Raw genomic sequence first — 16,874 nt, 5'->3', positions numbered from 1 at the left:
CTGCTATTCAAGGAGCTTTGAGCAATGGCACGCCGTAAGGGCCCCACCACCAAGGTCGACCCCACCGCGTTCGACCGCCCCGGCGCGAACGTCTTCGACAACTCGCTGAAGACGGAGATCGAGGATTCGTACCTGGAGTACGCCTACTCGGTCATCCACTCGCGAGCGCTCCCGGACGCGCGGGACGGGCTGAAGCCGGTGCACCGCCGGATCATGTACTCGATGAACGAGAACGGTTACCGGCCGACACACGCGTACGTGAAGTCGGCTCGCGTGATCGGTGACGTGATGGGCCGGTACCACCCGCACGGCGACAGCGCGATCTACGACGCCATGGTCCGGCTCGCACAGGACTTCTCGCTCAACGTCCCGCTGGTCGACGGGCACGGCAACTTCGGCTCCCCCGACGACGGCCCGGCCGCCTCGCGGTACACCGAAGCGCGGCTCTCCCCGGAGGCCATGCTGCTGGTCGGCGAACTCGGCGAGGACACCGTCGACTTCCGGCCGAACTACGACGGCTCGCTCGAAGAGCCGTCCGTGCTGCCCGCGGCGTTCCCGAACCTGCTGGTCAACGGCACGTCCGGGATCGCGGTCGGGATGGCGACCAACATGATCCCGCACAACCTGACCGAGGTCATCGGCGCGGCGCGATGGCTGATCAACCACCCGAACGCCACCCTCGACAAGCTCATGGAGTTCGTCCCGGGCCCCGACCTGCCGACCGGCGGTTCGCTGCTGGGCCTCGACGAAGTGCGCCGCGCGTACGAGACCGGCCGAGGCGTCGTGCGGATGCGCGCCAGCGCCGAGACCGGGCCGCTGGAGGGCAGCCGCGGCCGCCAGGCGATCACCGTCACCGAGCTGCCGTACGGCGTCGGCCCGGAGAAGGTGATCGAGAAGATCACCGACGAGGTCAACAAGTCCAAGCGGCTCACCGGCATCGCCGACGTCAAGGACCTCACCGACCGCGAGAACGGCACGCGGCTGGTCATCGAATGCAAGGTCGGCGTGAACCCGCAGGCGTTGCTCGCGGACCTGTACCGGCTCACGCCGCTGGAGCAGTCGTTCGGTATCAACAACCTCGTGCTGGTGGACGGGCAGCCGCAGACGCTGGGGCTCAAGGCGCTGCTGGAGGTCTTCCTCAGCCACCGCTACGAGGTCGTCACCCGCCGCACGCGGTACCGGCGCCGCAAGCGCGAAGAGCGGCTGCACCTGGTCGACGGTCTGCTGATCGCCCTGCTCAACATCGACAAGGTGATCAAGCTGATCCGCGAGAGCGAGAACGCCGCGGCCGCGAAGGACGGCCTGATGAAGCGGTTCAAGCTCTCGGAGATCCAGGCGACCTACATCCTGGACACCCCGCTGCGGCGGCTCACGAAGTACGACCGGATCGAGCTCGAAGCCGAGCAGGACAAACTGCGCGCGGAGATCGCCGAGCTGTCGAAGATCCTCGACGACGAGTCGGTGCTGAAGAAGGTCGTCTCGGCCGAGCTGGCCAAGATCGCCAAGGACCACCCCGCCGAACGCCGCACCGCGCTGATCGACGGCGACCTCAAGGAGGTCCTCGCCGCGTCGAAGCCGTCGGGGCCGCTGGAGGTCGCCGACGATCCGTGCCAGGTGATCCTGTCGGCCACCGGACTGGTCGCGCGGACGGCCGCGGAATCGGAGGAGGCGTCGGAAGTGCGGCGCCGCAACGGCCGCGTCAAACACGACTCGGTGTCCGCGGTGGTCCATTCGACCGCACGCGGTCAGGTACTGCTGGTGACCAACCGCGGCCGCGCGTTCAAGACCGACGTGCTGCCGCTGCCGGTGCTGCCCGAGCAGGCGGGCACCGTCTCCCTGCGCGGCGGGATGGCCGCGAAGGAACTGGTGCCGCTGGAGAAGGGCGAGCGCGTCATCGGGCTGGCCCCGCTCGGCGAGCAGGCGGCCGGCTCCCCAGGGCTCGCGCTCGGCACGAAGCACGGTGTCGTGAAGGTGTGCGCGCCGGAGTGGCCGGTCCGCTCTGACGAGTTCGACGTGATCAGCCTGAAGGACGGCGACGAGGTCGTCGGCGCCAGCTGGCTCACCGACGGCAACGAGACGCTGGCGTTCCTGTCGTCCGAAGCGTCACTGCTCCGCTACCCGGCTTCGCTGGTGCGGCCGCAGGGTCTCAAGGGCGGCGGCATGGCCGGGATCACCGTGCGCGGTGAAGCGGGAGTGGTCTTCTTCGGCGCGATCCGCACCGACGACGCCGAACACGGCGAGCCGATGGTCGTCACCGCGACCGGCGCGAGCGTGAAGGTGACCCCGTTCAGCGAGTACCCGGCCAAGGGCCGGGCGACCGGCGGTGTCCGGGCGCAGCGGTTCCTCAAGGGCGAGACGCGGCTGGTCGTCGGCTGGATCGGCCCGCGTCCCGCCGGCGCCTCGCGCACCGGTGACCCGGTGGAGTTGCCGGAGGTCGACGTCCGGCGCGATGGCTCCGGCCACGCACACCCTGGCCCCGAGGTCGTCGGCCACCTGATCGAACGCGACTGACCCGCTCGATACGTGCTCCAACCCGGATCACGCGTGCTGGAACACGAGACTCGCGTGCGTGGAGCCGGAACACACCCGCGGCCGTAACCGCCGCGAGTTCCGGCCCCACGCACGCGAGTTCCGCCTTCAGTCACGCGAGTTCCGGCCCCACGCACACGTGATCCGGCTCCAAGCACGCGTGCCGTCCGGTCGGTCACGTGTGTCGTCCGCGGGGCAACCGCCTCCCGCGTGGTAGCAAAGGTCCCTTGCTCCCTCGCGGGCGGTCTCTCAGCGGCCCAGCAGGCCCTTCGCGATGTGTGTCACCTGGATTTCGTTGCTGCCCGCGTAGATCATCAGCGACTTCGCGTCCCGCGCGAGCTGCTCCACCCGGTACTCCGCCATGTACCCGTTCCCGCCGAACAACTGCACGGCCTCCATCGCCACCTCGGTGGCCGCCTCAGACGAGTACAGCTTCATCGCCGAAGCCTCGGCCAGCGTCGGCATCTTGCCCGCGCGCAGGGTCTCGATCAGCTGGAACACCATGTTCTGCACGTTGATCCGCGCGACCTCCATCTTCGCCAGCTTGAGCTGGATCAACTGGAACCGCCCGATCTCCTGCCCCCACAGCTTCCGGTTCTTCGCGTAGTCCACGCAGAGCCGGTGGCATTCGTTGATGATCCCGAGCGCCAGCGCCGCGACGCCGATCCGCTCGACTGCGAATCCGGACTTCACCTCGGCCTTGCTGTCGCCGTCGCGACCGGTCTCGGATTCGCCGAGCAGCCTGTCCCGCCCGAGCCGGACGTCGCTGAAGAACAGCTCACCGGTCGGCGAGGACATCATGCCCATCTTCTTGAACGGTTTGCCCTGCGTGAGCCCGGGCATGCCCTTGTCCAGCACGAATGTCAGCACCTTGCGGTCGCGGACGTCCGAGCCGTCGTCGAGCTTCGCGTACACGATGATCGTGTCGGCGTACGGACCGTTGGTGATGAACGTCTTCTGTCCATTGAGGACATACTCGTCGCCGTCGCGCCGCACCGACGTCTTCATCCCGCCGAAAGCGTCCGAACCGGAGTCGGGTTCGGTGATCGCCCACGCGCCGACCTTCTCGAACGTCGCCAGTCCGGGCAGCCAGCGCTCCTTCTGCGCTTGCGTGCCCTTGGTGAGGATCGTCTGCGCGGTCAGCCCGATGCTCACGCCGAGCGAGGCGACGATGCCGAGGCTGACCCCGGCCAGTTCGCTCACCGCGATGAGCGCCATCGCCTCCTGCCCGCCGAACGCGAGCCCGCCGCCACCCGAACCGGACCCAGGCGACTTCGACAGCAGTTTCGACACCGATTCCCGCGCGAGCGCGTCGATGCCGAAGGACGCGAACATCTTCCGGATGATGTCGTACGGCGGCAGCTCCCCGCTTTCCAGCGCGTCGAGGTGCGGCCGGATCTCCTTGTCGACGAACTCCCGGATGGCGTCCCTGATCAGCAGTTCGGTCTCGGACCACTCGATCACGGCAGCCTCGCGGCGATGTCGTCGATCTCCCAGGCGGCCTCGGTTTCGATCACCTTGACGTCGTGCCAGCCCGCGAGTTCGGAGATCGCGCCGCCCTGCACCGCGAACACCTTGCCGGTGATCGGGCATTTCTCGGTCGCGAGGTAGGCCACCAGCGGCGAGATGTTGGCCGGGGAGAACGCGTCGAACTCGCCTTCCTCGACCTCCTGGGCGAAGATCGCGCCCATGCCCGGCGTCGCCAGGGTGAGCCGCGTGCGCGCGATCGGCGCGATCGCGTTGACCCGCACGCCGTAGCGTTCCAGTTCCTCGGCGGCGACCAGCGTCAGCGCGGCGATCCCCGCCTTCGCCGCGCCGTAGTTCGCCTGCCCCGCGTTCGGCAACGTGGTCCCGGACGCCGAGGCGGTGTTGATCACCGAACCCGCCACCGGTTCGCCGGCCTTGCTCGCGCTCTTCCAGTACGCGGCAGCGTGCTTCAGCACCGCTGCGTGTCCCTTCAGATGCACCGCGATCACGGAATCCCATTGGGACTCTTCCAGTCCCGCGATGAACGCGTCGCGCAGAATGCCCGCGTTGTTCACGACGACGTCCAGCCTGCCGAACTCGCTCACCGCCTGCGCGACCAGTTCCTCGGCGCCCGCCCAGTCGGCGACGTTGGCCGTGTTCGCCACGGCCTTCCCGCCCGCCGCGCGGATCTCGTCGACGACTTCCTGTGCGGGCCCGGTGTCGCTGCCGCTGCCGTCGTTCGCGCCGCCGAGGTCGTTGACGACGACGCTCGCGCCCTCCCGCGCGAACAGCAGTGCGTGCTCGCGGCCGATCCCGCGTCCGGCACCGGTGATGACGGCGACCCGCCCGTCGAGTGCTCCCATGGCTTTTGCTCCTACTCCGCGAATTCCGCGAGGCCGTCCTTGATCACGACGGTTTCGCCAACGGTGGTTTCGAACGCGTAGGTCCCGGCACCCGCGCTCCAGATGGACGTCGTCAGGTCCTGCCCGGGCAGCACCGGCTTGGCGAACCGCACGGCGAACCGCTTCAGTCTGTCCACATCGGACCCGGCGACCTCGGTCAGCAGCGCCCACGAGGTGAACGCCATGGTGCACAGGCCGTGCGCGATGATCCCCGGCAGTCCCGAATCCTTCGCGACCTCTTCGTCGAGGTGGATGGGCATGGGATCGCCGGCGGCGGGCGCGTATCGGTACGTCTGGTCGTCGTCGACGTGCTGGCTGACCTTCGCCACCGGCGCCCGCGAACGCAGGCCTTCGTCGAACTTGTGCTCCGGCCCGAGTTCGCCCCGTGTCTCGCCGGTGTCGAACCCCCGCACGAACAAGGTCACGTACTGCTCGTTGACCAGGTCGCCGCCCTCGGTCCGGCATTCGAGATGAATGGTGCCGCGCGTGCCGTTCGGCAGCCCTTCGTAGCCGGTCATCCGAGCTCGTGACACGAGCTTGTCGCCGGGGCGGATCGGCCGGTGGAACCGGAATTCCTGTTCTCCGTGCACGATCCGACCGAACAACCCGACCGGGACGACCTCGAGCGCCGGCTCCATCAGCGACTCGAACACCGGCACGATCGCGAACACGGGGCTCGCGACGTCCCCCGCGAGATGCGCCGGGATCGGGTCGTTGGTGGCCTTCGCGTACTCGATCAGCCGCTCGCGGGTCACCTCGAACCGGGACTCGTCGGTCCACTTGCCGAGCCCACCAGGGTCGAAGCGCTCGTCGGTCACGCGACCAGCGCCTTGAAGTTCTCGAGGGAGGCGTCGAGGTTCTTCTTACCGTCCTTCTCGACGGCCTTGCCGAGCGCGCCGACGATCATCTGGCCGGCGAACTCCGCGTCGATACTGGCGAGCGAACCTTCGCCGGACGCCTCCACAGACAGCTCGAACTTGACCCTCACCCCGGCCATCCCGGTCCCGGAGATCGCCAGCTTCGACGGCGCCTCGAACTCGTCCACGGTCCAGGTGATCGTGTTCGGCATCCCGAGCATCGTGACGACCTCGGAAGCCTGCGCCCCCTTGGAGAATTCGGCCGGGACCTCGCCCTTCCACTTGGTGTGGATGGTCAGCCACTTTTCGAAGTTGTTGGGGTTGGAGAACTCCGCCCACACCTTTTCGGGAGCGGCGGGGAGTTCGACGGAGGCACTGATCTTGCCCATGATGGTTCCTTTCGGTGGATCAGCGCTCGGCGCGCTGGTAGGCGGTGACGACGGCGGCGCCGCCGAGTCCGATGTTGTGCTGCAGCGCGGCCTGGACGCCGTCGACCTGGCGTTTGTCCGCGGTTCCGCGCAGCTGCCAGGTGAGTTCGGCGCATTGCGCGAGGCCGGTGGCGCCGAGCGGGTGTCCCTTGGAGATCAGCCCGCCGGACGGGTTGACGACCCACTTGCCGCCGTAGGTGGTGTCCCCGGAGTCGACGAGCTTCCCGGCTTCCCCTTCGGCGCAGAGTCCGAGCGCCTCGTAGAGCAGGAGTTCGTTGGCGGAGAAGCAGTCGTGCAGTTCGATGACCTGGAAGTCCTCCGCGCCGAGCCCGGCCTGGTCGTACACCTGGCGCGCGGCCTGGACGTTCATGTCGTAGCCGATGATGTTCTTCGCGGTGCCGTCGAAGGTGCTGGCGAAGTCGGTGGTCATCGCCTGCCCGACGATCTCCACGGCCTGCTCCGCCAGCCCGTGCGAGTCCACAAAGGACTCGCTGGCGAGGATCGCCGCGCCGGATCCATCCGAGGTCGGCGAGCACTGGAGTTTGGTGAGCGGGTCATAGATCATCCGCGAGTCCAGGATGTCCTGCAGCGAATAGCTTTCCTGGAACTGCGCGTACGGGTTGTTCACCGAATGCCGGTGGTTCTTCTCGCCGATCTTGGCGAAGTGCTCGGCGGTGGTGCCGTAGGTCTTCATATGCTCGCGGCCCGCCGCGCCGAACATCCACGGTGCGGGCGGGAAGAGCACCTCGGAGATCTCCGCGAGCGCCTGGATGTGCCTGCCCATCGGCTGCTCGCGGTCGTCGTAGGTCGAGCCGAGTGATCCAGGCTGCATCTTCTCGAAACCCAGTGCGAGCGCGCAGTCCGCGCGGCCGCCCCGGATCGCCTCCGCGGCCAGGTACAGCGCGGTCGACCCGGTCGAGCAGTTGTTGTTGACGTTGACGACCGGGATCCCGGTCATGCCCAGTTCGTAGACCGCCCGCTGCCCCGAGGTCGACTCGCCGTAGACGTAGCCGACGTAGGCCTGCCGCACCTCGTCGAAGGAGATCCCGGCGTCTTCGAGCGCCTTGGTCCCGGACTCCTTGGCCATCTGCGGGTAATCCCAGTCTTCGCGACGTCCGGGCTTCTCGAACTTCGTCATGCCCACGCCGACGACGTACACCTTGTTGGCCACCACGACGCTCCTTGTCGTTGCCGGGTCGCTGCTGGATCTGAAGATACAGACAGGACTGTATTTATCAACCCCTTACATACAGGTCTGCACGGATGTTACTTACGGCACGTTCCGTGTCAGGTGACGCAGACGGACGAGCCACACCCGCGCTAACCAGGGAGAACACGACACAGGGGGTAACGATGAAACGAACGAGTACGGTCCTGGCGGCCACTGTCGCCGCCGGTCTGCTGTCGGCCGGCAGTTCTTCCGCGGACCCGGACGGGTGGACGACGACCTACCTGCCACAGCCGTTCGGCACCGTTCAGGTGGTGGCCACCGACGGGCCGGAAACTACGCGGGGCACTTCGAAGGCGGCTTGCTCACCTGGGCCGGCGGAACCTTCCAGAACCACGGCCTCCCGGCGGGCTACGACACGATCGAAGCAGTGGACGAGAACACGTCGGGGGCGGTTCTCACGAACGGCTACGCGATCTCGGCGAGGACCGGTCGCTCGTTCCGTCTTCGAGAACGGCGGGTTCCAGCTCTTGGAGAAGGTTCCGGGATACGCCCAGACGGCCGTCACCGGTATGAACAACCGCGGTGACATCGTCGGCAAGGTGTACAACGATCCGCGGTACGGCACGTGGGCGGCGACCGCGCGCACCCGGTGCTCCTGGACTCCCCGCCACTGCTCGGTCCGGTGGACATCGACCACGACGGCACGATCCTGATGCAGAAGCAGTACGGCGGCACCTGGCCATCGCGATCCGGGACGGCAAGGTGCTGGCCGACGTCCAAGGGGGCCAACGGCTTTGGACGGCCTACGACACCTCCAACCCGGTGCCGGAGACCGTGACGGTGACCGCGCTCAACGGGTCGGGCGTCCTCACGGGCTGTTTGCGGACCATGGGTACCGCCACGATTCCCGCGGTGTGGTCGCGGGCGGCCCGGTCGAGACGCTTCCGACGCCCTTCGGAGACGGTTGCGGCGCCATCATGGGCGAGAACGGTGAGGTCATGGGAGGCGTGCGGGACGACTGGAATCAGGTCAAGCCCGTGGTGTGGCGCCGTGGCTAAAGTCGGGATATGGATCTCGAGGAGCTTCGGCAGCGGTTCTCCCTGCTGACCACCGCGCATCTGACCGACGGCTGCGTCCGCGCCGGCGTCCCGGTCCGGTGCGCGCCCGCCGGTACGCACGCGGTCGTGCCCGGCGGCCGCGTGGCCGGGCGGGTCACCCCCGCCCGGCACGTCGGCAGTGTCGACGTCTTCCTGGAGGCGTACGAAACCGCGAACCCCGGCGACGTCCTCGTCGTCGACAACGGCGGCAGGCTCGACGAGAGCTGCGTCGGGGACCTCGCGGTGCTCGAAGCCGAGGCGGCCGGGCTGAGCGGTGTGGTCATCTGGGGACTGCATCGCGACACCGCCGACATCAAGAAGATCGGGCTGCCGGTGTTCAGCCTCGGCTCGATCCCGACCGGTCCGCTCTCGGTCGCCGCCCGCCCGGACGGCGCGCTCGAATCGGCCGTCGTCGGCGAGTGGACGGTGACACGGGACGATCTCGTGTTCGGCGACGAAGACGGCGTCCTGTTCGTCCCGGCAGACCGGGCGGACGAGGTCCTGGACCGCGCCGAGGGAATCCGCGACACCGAGCGGCTCCAGGCCGACCGGATCCGCGCCGGAGAGTCCCTTCGCGAGCAAGTGCGCTTCGCCGACTTCCTCGCGGAGCGCGCGAAGTCGCCTTCGCTGACGTTCCGGCAGCACCTGCGGGCGGTCGGCGGCGCCATCGAGGAGTAGCAAGGGACCTTTGCTACCGCCTGACTCCGGGCGCGCCGCGAAGGCCGTCCGTGAAGGGCCCCTTCACTACCTTCAGGGTGGGCAAGGAGGCCTTCACGACACCCGCGGGAGAGCAAGGGACCTTTGCTACCACCGGAGGGCCTGACCAGGGAAAACACGCCGGCCAGGCCCCTGGCTTACGACGTCTTCGAGCCGCCCAGCCACAGCAGACCGTCGATGACGAAACGGTTCTGCACCTCACTGCCGAAGGTCGACGAAAGCGGCTGGTTCGTCTCGTAGTTCATCTTGTCGTGGCCGAAGTTGGCGTACAGCATCTTGTACTTGGCGTTGGTCCAGAGGATCGGGTAGTACCCGCTGTACCAGGACTGGTTCGGGTCGGTCCCGAGCGGAAAGCTCACCGGATCCACCGACGCGAGGATCCGGATGTCCGGATTCTTGCGCAAGTCCCTGTTCCAGGCGTACCACTCGCTCACCGACGAGGTGAAGGTCGCGGGCAGCCGTGTGGTCGACGGATGCGGCCGGTTCTCCACCTTCAGCGTCGCCGTCGTCGGCCCCCAGGTGTTGGACTTGAACGCGCCCGTGCCGAGGAACCCGTTGTGGTACCAGTCCCAAGTGGACGGATTCGTGGTGAACGCCGCCACGTGGAAGCCGAAGAACGCCCCACCCGCGTTCATGTAACGCTCGAAGCCCGCACGCTGCGCCGAGGTCTGCGGCAGATCGTCGAGGAACAGCACGACCTGGTACTGCGAAGGTTGTAGCGAGTTCAGCCGGTTCCAGTCGTTGGTCGCGGTGTAGCCGAAGTTGTGCTGTGAAGCGGTTTTCGGGAACCACTGGTTGGCTTCCTTGACGAAGCTGATATGCGCCGCGTCGTAGGTGCCGTTGTAGAAGGCCAGCACGTTGAACGCGGGTGCCGCCTGCGCCTTCACCGGCGCCAACGCCAGTGCGAGACACGAAACGAACAGCAGAGCTAGTTGGACCGCGAATTTCCTCATACCTCACCACCCATGCCGAGAGTGTGTAAGTTCACATCTTGAATTAATTCATGACAAAGCGCTAGACCTGCGGAAAAGCCGGTTCCCGCTGACCGACACCGGCCCAGACCGATAACCTGGGGATTATGGAACTGCGGGACATCGAGATCTTCCTGGCGCTGGCCGACGAACTGCATTTCGGCCGCACCGCGGAACGCCTGCACGTCTCGCAGGCACGGGTGAGCCAGACGATCAAGCAGGTGGAGCGCCGGATCGGCGCGTCGCTCTTCGCCCGCACCAGCAGGCGGGTCCGGCTCACGCCGATCGGCGAACGGCTGCGGGACGACCTCGGCCCCGCCTACCGCGCGCTGCACGAAGGCATCGACCGCGCGATCGCGGCCGGACGCGGGATCGGCGGCGTGCTACGGCTGGGTTTCGAAGCGCCCGGCGTCGCCGACCTGATCGAAGATCACCTGGACCGTTTCCGGCAGCGCTACCCGGACACGGAACTCCTCATCCGCGAAGCCGATTTCGCCGATCCGATGGCGATGCTGCGCTCGGGTGAGATCGACGTGCTGGTGACCTTGCTTCCGGCCGACGAACCCGATCTCACGACCGGACCGGTCGTGTACACCGAACCGATGGTGCTCGCGGTGTCGTCGAAACACCCTTTCGCGCGACGGAAGTCCGTGACGCTGGACGACCTCGCCCGCGACACCGTCCTTCGCGCGGCGCATCCGCCAGAGCCGTACTGGGTCGAGGAACCACGCCAGTGGCTGACGCCGGCCGGACACCCTGTGACGCGGGGCAAGCCCCTCGCGACCTTTCAGGAACTACTCGCCGCGATCGCCACCGGCGCCGGCATCTGCCCGCTCGCCGCACACGCTCGGGAGTACTTCAGCCACCCGCGAATCCGCTTCGTTCCCTTCGCAGGCTCTCCCGACGTCGAGTGGGGCCTCGTCTGGCCGTGCTCAGCGGAGACGGCCCGCGTACACGCCTTCGCGACTGTCGCGTCCGCTTCGCGCCCCTGACCAGGGAAAAGGGAGCAAGGGACCTTTGCTACCGCCAGGGGGTGTGTGGAAATAGAGACGTTGAGTGTCCCTGTTTCCACACACCCAGCACTCGGCGTAGCGATGCTGACCGACCGTGTGGATTTCGGGACGTCAGATGTCCCGAAATCCACACGGTCACCTGCGGAAAGAGAGCAAGGGACCTTTGCTACCACCCGGCCGCCCCCCACCGGCCCCGAACAGCGTGAAGGCCCCCTTCCCTCGGCTCAGCCGGGGGAAGGGGGCCTTCACGAGGAAAGCTAGCTGACGACCTTCTGCACCCAGTCCTGCTCCAGCTTCACGACCTGCCCGTTCGCCGTGACGGTCGGCGTGCCGAAACCGGGGCCGTTGCCGAAGTCCTGCTGCAGCGACGGATCCGTGGAGATCTTCTTGTACGCGTCCTGGATCTCCTGGTCGTAAGCGCCGCTGTTGACCTTGAGCATGAAGCTCGGGTCGGTGATGCCGACGTCCTGGCCGAGCTTGATCAGCTGCGCCTTGTCGAACCCGCGCCCGCCTTCCTCCGGCTGGTCCTTGAACAGCGCGTCGTGGAAGGCGACGAACTTGCCGGCGTCTGCCGCGGCGAGCGAGGCGTTGGCGGAGTCCAGCGAGTAGCCCGGCGGGTCGGAGCGCTGGTTGAGCATCGGCAGCATGTGGTACCGGACCTGCAGGGTCCCGTTGTTCACCTGCTCCTCGATCTGCCCCTTGAACGACTCTTCGAACTGCTTGCAGACCGGGCAGAGGAAGTCGGCGTAGATGTCGATGGTCTTCTTCGCCTCGGGCTTGCCGACGACCACGGCCGCCCCCTCGCGCTTCTCGACGACACCGGGCGCCGACGTGGTCGGCTGCGCCCCGATCACCTTGCCCGCGGTGCTGTCCTTGCTGGACGTCGTCCAGATCACGCCACCGATCACCAGCGCGGCGAGCACGACCACCGCGACGGTGATCGCGACGACCTTCTTCTTGTCGCCGCCCGCGACGCCCCTGGCCTGTGCCACCGAGCGCGACGCCGTCTGCTGCTGCTTGCGTTTCCGAGCGTTGCGCTCAGCTCCACCCACGATTATTCGTTCCCTTCAGCGATACCCACATAGTCGTCGTCCGCGGGGGCTTGAGAGTTCCCGAGCCAGCCGTCCACGGACAGCCACGTCCGCGGCCGCACGATCAGCCAGACACCCAGTAGCGCGAACCCGAGGTCCCTGGCGATCTCCTGCGGATACCTCGTCTGATCCGCGGCGATCTGACCGCCACCACCGAAGCAGCCACAGTCGATGCTCAGTCCGCGCGCCCAGGATTGGACGATCGCGGCGATGAGCACCGCGAGCAGCAGCACCGACAGCACCGACACCCACCGGGTCACGAACCCGGCGAGCAGGAACAGGCCGAGCGCCAGTTCGACAAGCGGCATCCCGATCGCGACCGGGCGGACGAGCCCGTCCGGCAGGACGTCGAAAGCCTGGACCGCGATGTAGGTCTGCCCCGGATCGCTGATCTTCAGCGCTCCGGAGACCAACCAGACGGCGGCCAGTCCGAGCCGGGCGAGTGTGCCCACGGCGTCGAGTACGACTTGGGGCGGTCTACGCACGGGCATAGGCTAACCGCCGACCCTGAGAACAACGTGAGGCGGCGGACGGAGGCACCCGATGAGGGGACCTGCCCTGCTGGTGGCCTGCTTGATGCTGGTCACAGCGGCGGCTTGCGGCGAAGAGGCCGGTCCGTCGGATTCTCTCGTCGCGCGCGCCGTCGCGTCCAACAAGCTCACCATCGGCATCCGCTTCGACCAGCCGGGACTCTCCCGACGGACGATGGACGGCCGGTACGTCGGTTTCGACGTCGACGTGGCGAAGTACGTCGCGAGCGAACTGGGTGTCGACGAGGATCACATCACCTGGCACGACAGCAGGCCGTCGTCCCGCGAGACGGACATCACCTCGGGGATTACGGATCTGATGGTGGCGACCTACTCCATCACCGAAAAACGGAAACAGGTGGTCGGCTTCGCCGGGCCCTATTTCGACGCCGGCCAGGATCTGCTCGTCCGCCTCCGGTCGACCGACATCACCGGCCCCGAGAACCTCAACGGCCGCAAGCTGTGCGCCGTGGGCGGCACCACCTCCGCCGAACAGGTGCGCGACAAGTTCGCGCAGGCCGTCCAGCTCGTCGAATACCCGCGCTACCAGGACTGCGTCACGGCACTCCTCGCCGGACAGGTGGACGCGGTGACCACCGACGACGTCATCCTCGCCGGTTACGTGGCGCAGAACCCGGAGCTGCTGCGAGTCGTCGGCAAGCCGTTCTCGAAGGAGAAGTACGGTGTCGGCCTGCGCAAGGAAGACACCGAGGGGCGGGCTGCGGTGGCCAAGGCGATCCAGAAGATGATCTCGTCCGGCGAATGGCTCGAATCGCTGAACCGCAACATCGGCCCGTCCGGCTACCGGATCCCGCCTCCGCCACAGGTCACCGAGAAGTGACCCTTCCCGATCTGCCGGTTCGCGCTGTCCTGCCCGAACTCGAAGCCGCACTCGACGCCCATGGCACCGCCGTACTCGTCGCGCCCCCGGGAACCGGCAAGACCACGTTGGTGCCGCTCGCGCTGGACAATGGCGAAGGCCGGGTGATCGTCGCCGAACCGAGACGGCTGGCGGCGCGGGCCGCGGCGGCGCGCATGGCTTCTCTGCTGGGCGAACGGGTCGGCGAGACGGTCGGCTATTCGGTTCGCGGTGACCGGAAGGTGTCTTCTTCGACGCGGATCGAAGTGGTGACGTCGGGTTTGCTGGTCCGGCGGGTGCAGGGCGATCCCGAACTGAGCGGGGTGTCGACCGTCCTGCTCGACGAATGCCACGAACGCCATCTCGACGCGGACCTGTTGCTCGCGCTACTCCTGGACGTGCGCGCAGGACTGCGGGACGACCTGCGCCTGCTCGCGACGTCCGCCACCGTGGCCTCCGGACGGCTGGCCGCGCTGCTCGGTGACGCGCCGGTGATCACCGCGCACGCGAGGACCTATCCGGTCGACGTCTCGTACTCCCCGCCCACGCGCGGCGAACGGATCGAGGCGACCGTCGCCCGTATGATCCACAAAGCACTGTCCGAAGGGGACGGTGATGTGCTCGCCTTCCTCCCCGGCGCGGGAGAGATCGCCAGGGTGAGCGGCTTGCTCAGCGGCTTGGACGCCGACGTGCTGCCCCTGCACGGGCGGCTGTCGGCGGCGCACCAGGATGACGCGCTGCGCCCCCGCGCCCGCCGCCGGGTGGTGCTCTCGACGTCGGTCGCCGAGTCCAGTTTGACCGTGCCGGGGGTGCGCGCGGTGGTGGACTGCGGACTTTCGCGCGTGCCCCGCGTCGATCACCGGCGCGGCCTGCCAGGGCTGGCGACGGTCCGCGTGTCGGCCGCGGTCGCCGAGCAACGCGCCGGCCGTGCCGGACGCGAGGCGCCGGGTCGCGCGTACCGGTGCTGGGCGGCACATGAACAGGGCTCCCTGCCCGCGTATCCCGAACCGGAGATCAGGACCGCCGAGCTGGCGCGGTTCGCACTGGAGCTCGCGTGCTGGTCCACTCCGGACGGTTCCGGCCTCGCCTGGTGGGATCCGCCCGGTGAGGGTGCGCTGGCCGCCGGGCGCGCGTTGCTGACCACGCTCGGGGCAACAGCGGAAGACGGCACGGTGACCGAACGCGGCCGGAAAATGGCCGGTCTGGGGCTGCATCCACGGCTGGCGAGGGCGTTGCTGGACGGCGCGGCGCGGACCAACGCGCGTTCGGCGGCCGAGGTCGTCGCGCTGCTGGACAGCGGCGGCACACTGACCGACCTCGAAGCCGAACTGCGGCGAGTACGCAGCGACGAGCGCTGGAAGCGTGACGTACGACGGCTTTCCCAGCTGGTTCCCGACGGCGGCAACGCCTCCGATCCGGCGCTGGTCGTGGCGCTGGCGCACCCCGAGCGGCTCGCGCGACGGCGTTCCGCGGGGGCGCCGGTGTATCTGATGGCCGGTGGAACGGCGGCCGAACTGCCGCGGGGTAGCGGACTGGCCGACGTCGAGTGGCTGGCGGTGGCCGAAGCGACCCGCGATCCCGGCCGCACGCAAGGGATCATCCGGCTGGCCGCGCCCGCGGACGAAGATCTCGCCGTGCGCGCCGCGCCGAACCTGGTGTCCACAGTGGACGAAGTGCGGTGGTCTTCGGGTGACGTCGTGTCGCGGTCGGTGCGGCGACTCGGCGCGATCACGCTGTCGGAGAAACCGTTGCGCTCGCCCTCGCCGGACGCGATCCGCACCGCGCTGCTGGACGGGCTGCGCACCGAAGGGCTCGGCCTGCTGCGATGGCCGGAAGACGGGAAGAGACTGCGCGAGCGGCTGGCCTTTCTGCATCGCGTGCGGGGAGCGCCTTGGCCCGCGGTCTCCGACACGGAGCTTCTGTCCACTTTGGATAGCTGGCTCGATCTCGACTCGGCCCGTCGCCGGTCCGATCTGGCCGCGCTGGACGCCGGCGCGGCCCTACGCGGACTGTTGCCCTGGCCAGAGGCGTCGCGTTTGGACGAACTGGCGCCGGACCGGCTGGAGGTACCGTCGGGTTCACGGATCAGGGTCGACTACTCGGGCGAACAGCCTGTGCTCGCCGTCAAACTGCAGGAGACCTTCGGCTGGCTCGCGACGCCGGAACTGGCTGGCGTCCCCGTCGTGCTGCACCTGCTCTCCCCCGCCGGGCGGCCCGCGGCGGTCACCGCGGATCTGGAATCGTTCTGGCGCAACGGTTACGCGGCCGTGCGCACCGATCTCCGCGGGCGCTACCCGAAGCATCCCTGGCCGGAGGACCCCCTGAACGCCGCCCCCACCCGGCGCACCTCACGAGGTCAGTCCATCAGTTGATGTTGAGGTCTGGTCGGCAACTGCGCCGCCAGCTCCTCGTCATCCTCACGCTCGTTCAGCCCCAGCTGTACGGCGCTGCGGATCTGCTCCCGGTTCTCCCGCACCACATGCGCGAAGAACTCGTCGATCCGCGGATCGGTCAGCACTTCGAGGATCACGCGCATCGCGGTGTCGATCACCGAACGCACCACCTCGTCGTGAAACGGCAGCTTCGAAAGCCGTCCGGCCTGCGGATCGTTCTTGAGCTTCTCCGCGATGATCCCCCGCAGCAACGACTGGTTCTCGCCGAGTGAGCGCGCGAGGTTCTGCGGATAGTTGCCGGTTTCCAGCACTTTGACGACCTCGTCGAGCACCGCGATCGTGATCGGTTTCTTGATCGCGAGCACGATCGGCCGGGAAAGCCGTTCGACCAGTCGCTGCGTGAACCGCTCCCCGAACGCGCGGTCGGCGGTGCGGGCGAGCCGGACCAGCACCACGACGATCCGCAGCAGCCGGAACCCGCGCAGCGCCGGATGCGCGATGGGGATCATGCCGAGGATCTCGTACCAGTTGCGCAGCGGGAACCGCTTCTCCCAGCCGGTGCGCCGCCACCGCCAGAGAAATTCCAGCGCGAAGATCCCGCACACCGTCGTGTCGATGACGAAGACACGGTGCGCCGTCTCCTCGGAATGCGGGAAGAACGTCACGTAGGCGAGCAGCCCGACGGAGAACACGGCGAGGACGAGCATCACCAGGTCGAGCGGATTCACGCGCCGTTGTTCGCGGGTGGTCATGGCGCCGATTCTGCCTTTCCGCGGTGACTCGTGCCGAGCGGCACCTGACGAAAGTAAGGGATGGCCGATGACTTCGGGTCGATGCCCGCGGATGTCC

General features: G+C 67.9%; 15 protein-coding genes. 6 read left to right on the top strand and 9 right to left on the bottom strand.

The annotated features are described in order from the left end of the window. The first annotated feature begins 24 nt into the window (after positions 1 to 24). Positions 25 to 2,511, top strand: a complete 2,487-nt coding sequence (locus tag AC0685_RS19355) for a DNA gyrase/topoisomerase IV subunit A (protein WP_478226785.1) — start codon at positions 25 to 27, stop codon at positions 2,509 to 2,511. Positions 2,512 to 2,778: 267 nt separating this feature from the next. Here the strand turns inward: AC0685_RS19355 and AC0685_RS19350 are convergent, their stop codons facing one another. The 5 genes from AC0685_RS19350 to AC0685_RS19330 are packed head-to-tail and all read right to left on the bottom strand — an operon-like array spanning position 2,779 to position 7,357. Then, positions 2,779 to 3,993 (bottom strand): acyl-CoA dehydrogenase family protein, encoded by a 1,215-nt coding sequence (locus tag AC0685_RS19350; protein WP_478226784.1) that lies wholly within the window; start codon positions 3,991 to 3,993, stop codon positions 2,779 to 2,781. Beyond that, positions 3,990 to 4,859 (bottom strand): SDR family oxidoreductase, encoded by an 870-nt coding sequence (locus AC0685_RS19345; protein ID WP_478226783.1) that lies wholly within the window; start codon positions 4,857 to 4,859, stop codon positions 3,990 to 3,992. The genes AC0685_RS19350 and AC0685_RS19345 overlap by 4 nt, the downstream gene beginning before the upstream one ends. Positions 4,860 to 4,870: 11 nt before the next feature. Further along, positions 4,871 to 5,716 carry a MaoC/PaaZ C-terminal domain-containing protein gene (locus AC0685_RS19340; protein ID WP_478226782.1) on the bottom strand — a complete coding sequence of 282 codons (846 nt, stop codon included), beginning with the start codon at positions 5,714 to 5,716 and terminating at the stop codon, positions 4,871 to 4,873. After that, positions 5,713 to 6,144: a type II toxin-antitoxin system Rv0910 family toxin gene (locus AC0685_RS19335; protein ID WP_478226781.1), complete on the bottom strand. Its 432-nt coding sequence runs from the start codon at positions 6,142 to 6,144 to the stop codon at positions 5,713 to 5,715. Before AC0685_RS19335 ends, AC0685_RS19340 begins: the two co-directional genes overlap by 4 nt. A 19-nt stretch (positions 6,145 to 6,163) precedes the next feature. Next, entirely contained in the window at positions 6,164 to 7,357 is a 1,194-nt protein-coding gene (locus AC0685_RS19330; RefSeq protein WP_478226780.1) for a lipid-transfer protein, read from the bottom strand. A 524-nt stretch (positions 7,358 to 7,881) separates the two neighbouring features. Between AC0685_RS19330 and AC0685_RS19325 the strand changes: the two genes are divergently transcribed. Together AC0685_RS19325 and AC0685_RS19320 are read left to right on the top strand one after the other, a co-directional pair. Next, the gene (locus AC0685_RS19325; protein ID WP_478226779.1) at positions 7,882 to 8,067 is read left to right on the top strand and encodes a hypothetical protein; all 186 of its coding nucleotides are present in this window, start codon (positions 7,882 to 7,884) and stop codon (positions 8,065 to 8,067) included. Between the two features lie 354 nt (positions 8,068 to 8,421). Next, positions 8,422 to 9,129, top strand: coding sequence for an RraA family protein (locus AC0685_RS19320; protein WP_478226778.1), 708 nt, complete (start codon positions 8,422 to 8,424; stop codon positions 9,127 to 9,129). Between the two features lie 176 nt (positions 9,130 to 9,305). Here AC0685_RS19320 and AC0685_RS19315 read toward each other — a convergent pair whose 3' ends face one another. Continuing rightward, on the bottom strand, positions 9,306 to 10,121 hold the full coding sequence (locus tag AC0685_RS19315; protein WP_478226777.1) for a ThuA domain-containing protein: 816 nt from the start codon (positions 10,119 to 10,121) through the stop codon (positions 9,306 to 9,308). A gap of 125 nt (positions 10,122 to 10,246) precedes the next feature. On the opposite strand from AC0685_RS19315, the gene AC0685_RS19310 reads away from it, so the two are divergent. Beyond that, complete coding sequence (locus AC0685_RS19310) at positions 10,247 to 11,131, top strand: LysR family transcriptional regulator (RefSeq protein WP_478226776.1); 885 nt, start codon at positions 10,247 to 10,249, stop codon at positions 11,129 to 11,131. A 278-nt stretch (positions 11,132 to 11,409) separates the two neighbouring features. Here the strand turns inward: AC0685_RS19310 and AC0685_RS19305 are convergent, their stop codons facing one another. Both AC0685_RS19305 and AC0685_RS19300 read right to left on the bottom strand, forming a co-directional pair. After that, positions 11,410 to 12,204 (bottom strand): DsbA family protein, encoded by a 795-nt coding sequence (locus tag AC0685_RS19305; RefSeq protein ID WP_478226775.1) that lies wholly within the window; start codon positions 12,202 to 12,204, stop codon positions 11,410 to 11,412. A 2-nt stretch (positions 12,205 to 12,206) separates the two neighbouring features. After that, on the bottom strand, positions 12,207 to 12,695 hold the full coding sequence (locus tag AC0685_RS19300; RefSeq protein WP_478226909.1) for a MauE/DoxX family redox-associated membrane protein: 489 nt from the start codon (positions 12,693 to 12,695) through the stop codon (positions 12,207 to 12,209). A gap of 91 nt (positions 12,696 to 12,786) precedes the next feature. Here AC0685_RS19300 and AC0685_RS19295 point away from each other — a divergent pair, with 91 nt between their 5' ends. After that, positions 12,787 to 13,614, top strand: a complete 828-nt coding sequence (locus tag AC0685_RS19295; protein WP_478226774.1) for a glutamate ABC transporter substrate-binding protein — start codon at positions 12,787 to 12,789, stop codon at positions 13,612 to 13,614. After that, positions 13,611 to 16,004 (top strand): ATP-dependent helicase HrpB, encoded by a 2,394-nt coding sequence (hrpB, locus tag AC0685_RS19290; protein WP_478226773.1) that lies wholly within the window; start codon positions 13,611 to 13,613, stop codon positions 16,002 to 16,004. Before AC0685_RS19295 ends, hrpB begins: the two co-directional genes overlap by 4 nt. Here hrpB and AC0685_RS19285 read toward each other — a convergent pair. After that, positions 15,989 to 16,777 (bottom strand): ion transporter, encoded by a 789-nt coding sequence (locus AC0685_RS19285; protein ID WP_478226772.1) that lies wholly within the window; start codon positions 16,775 to 16,777, stop codon positions 15,989 to 15,991. The two genes, hrpB and AC0685_RS19285, sit on opposite strands and share 16 nt — an antisense overlap. Positions 16,778 to 16,874 lie beyond the last annotated feature (97 nt).

This window comes from Amycolatopsis sp. NPDC043889, assembly GCF_056435645.1.
This window is presented reverse-complemented; position numbering and strand designations above follow the sequence as displayed.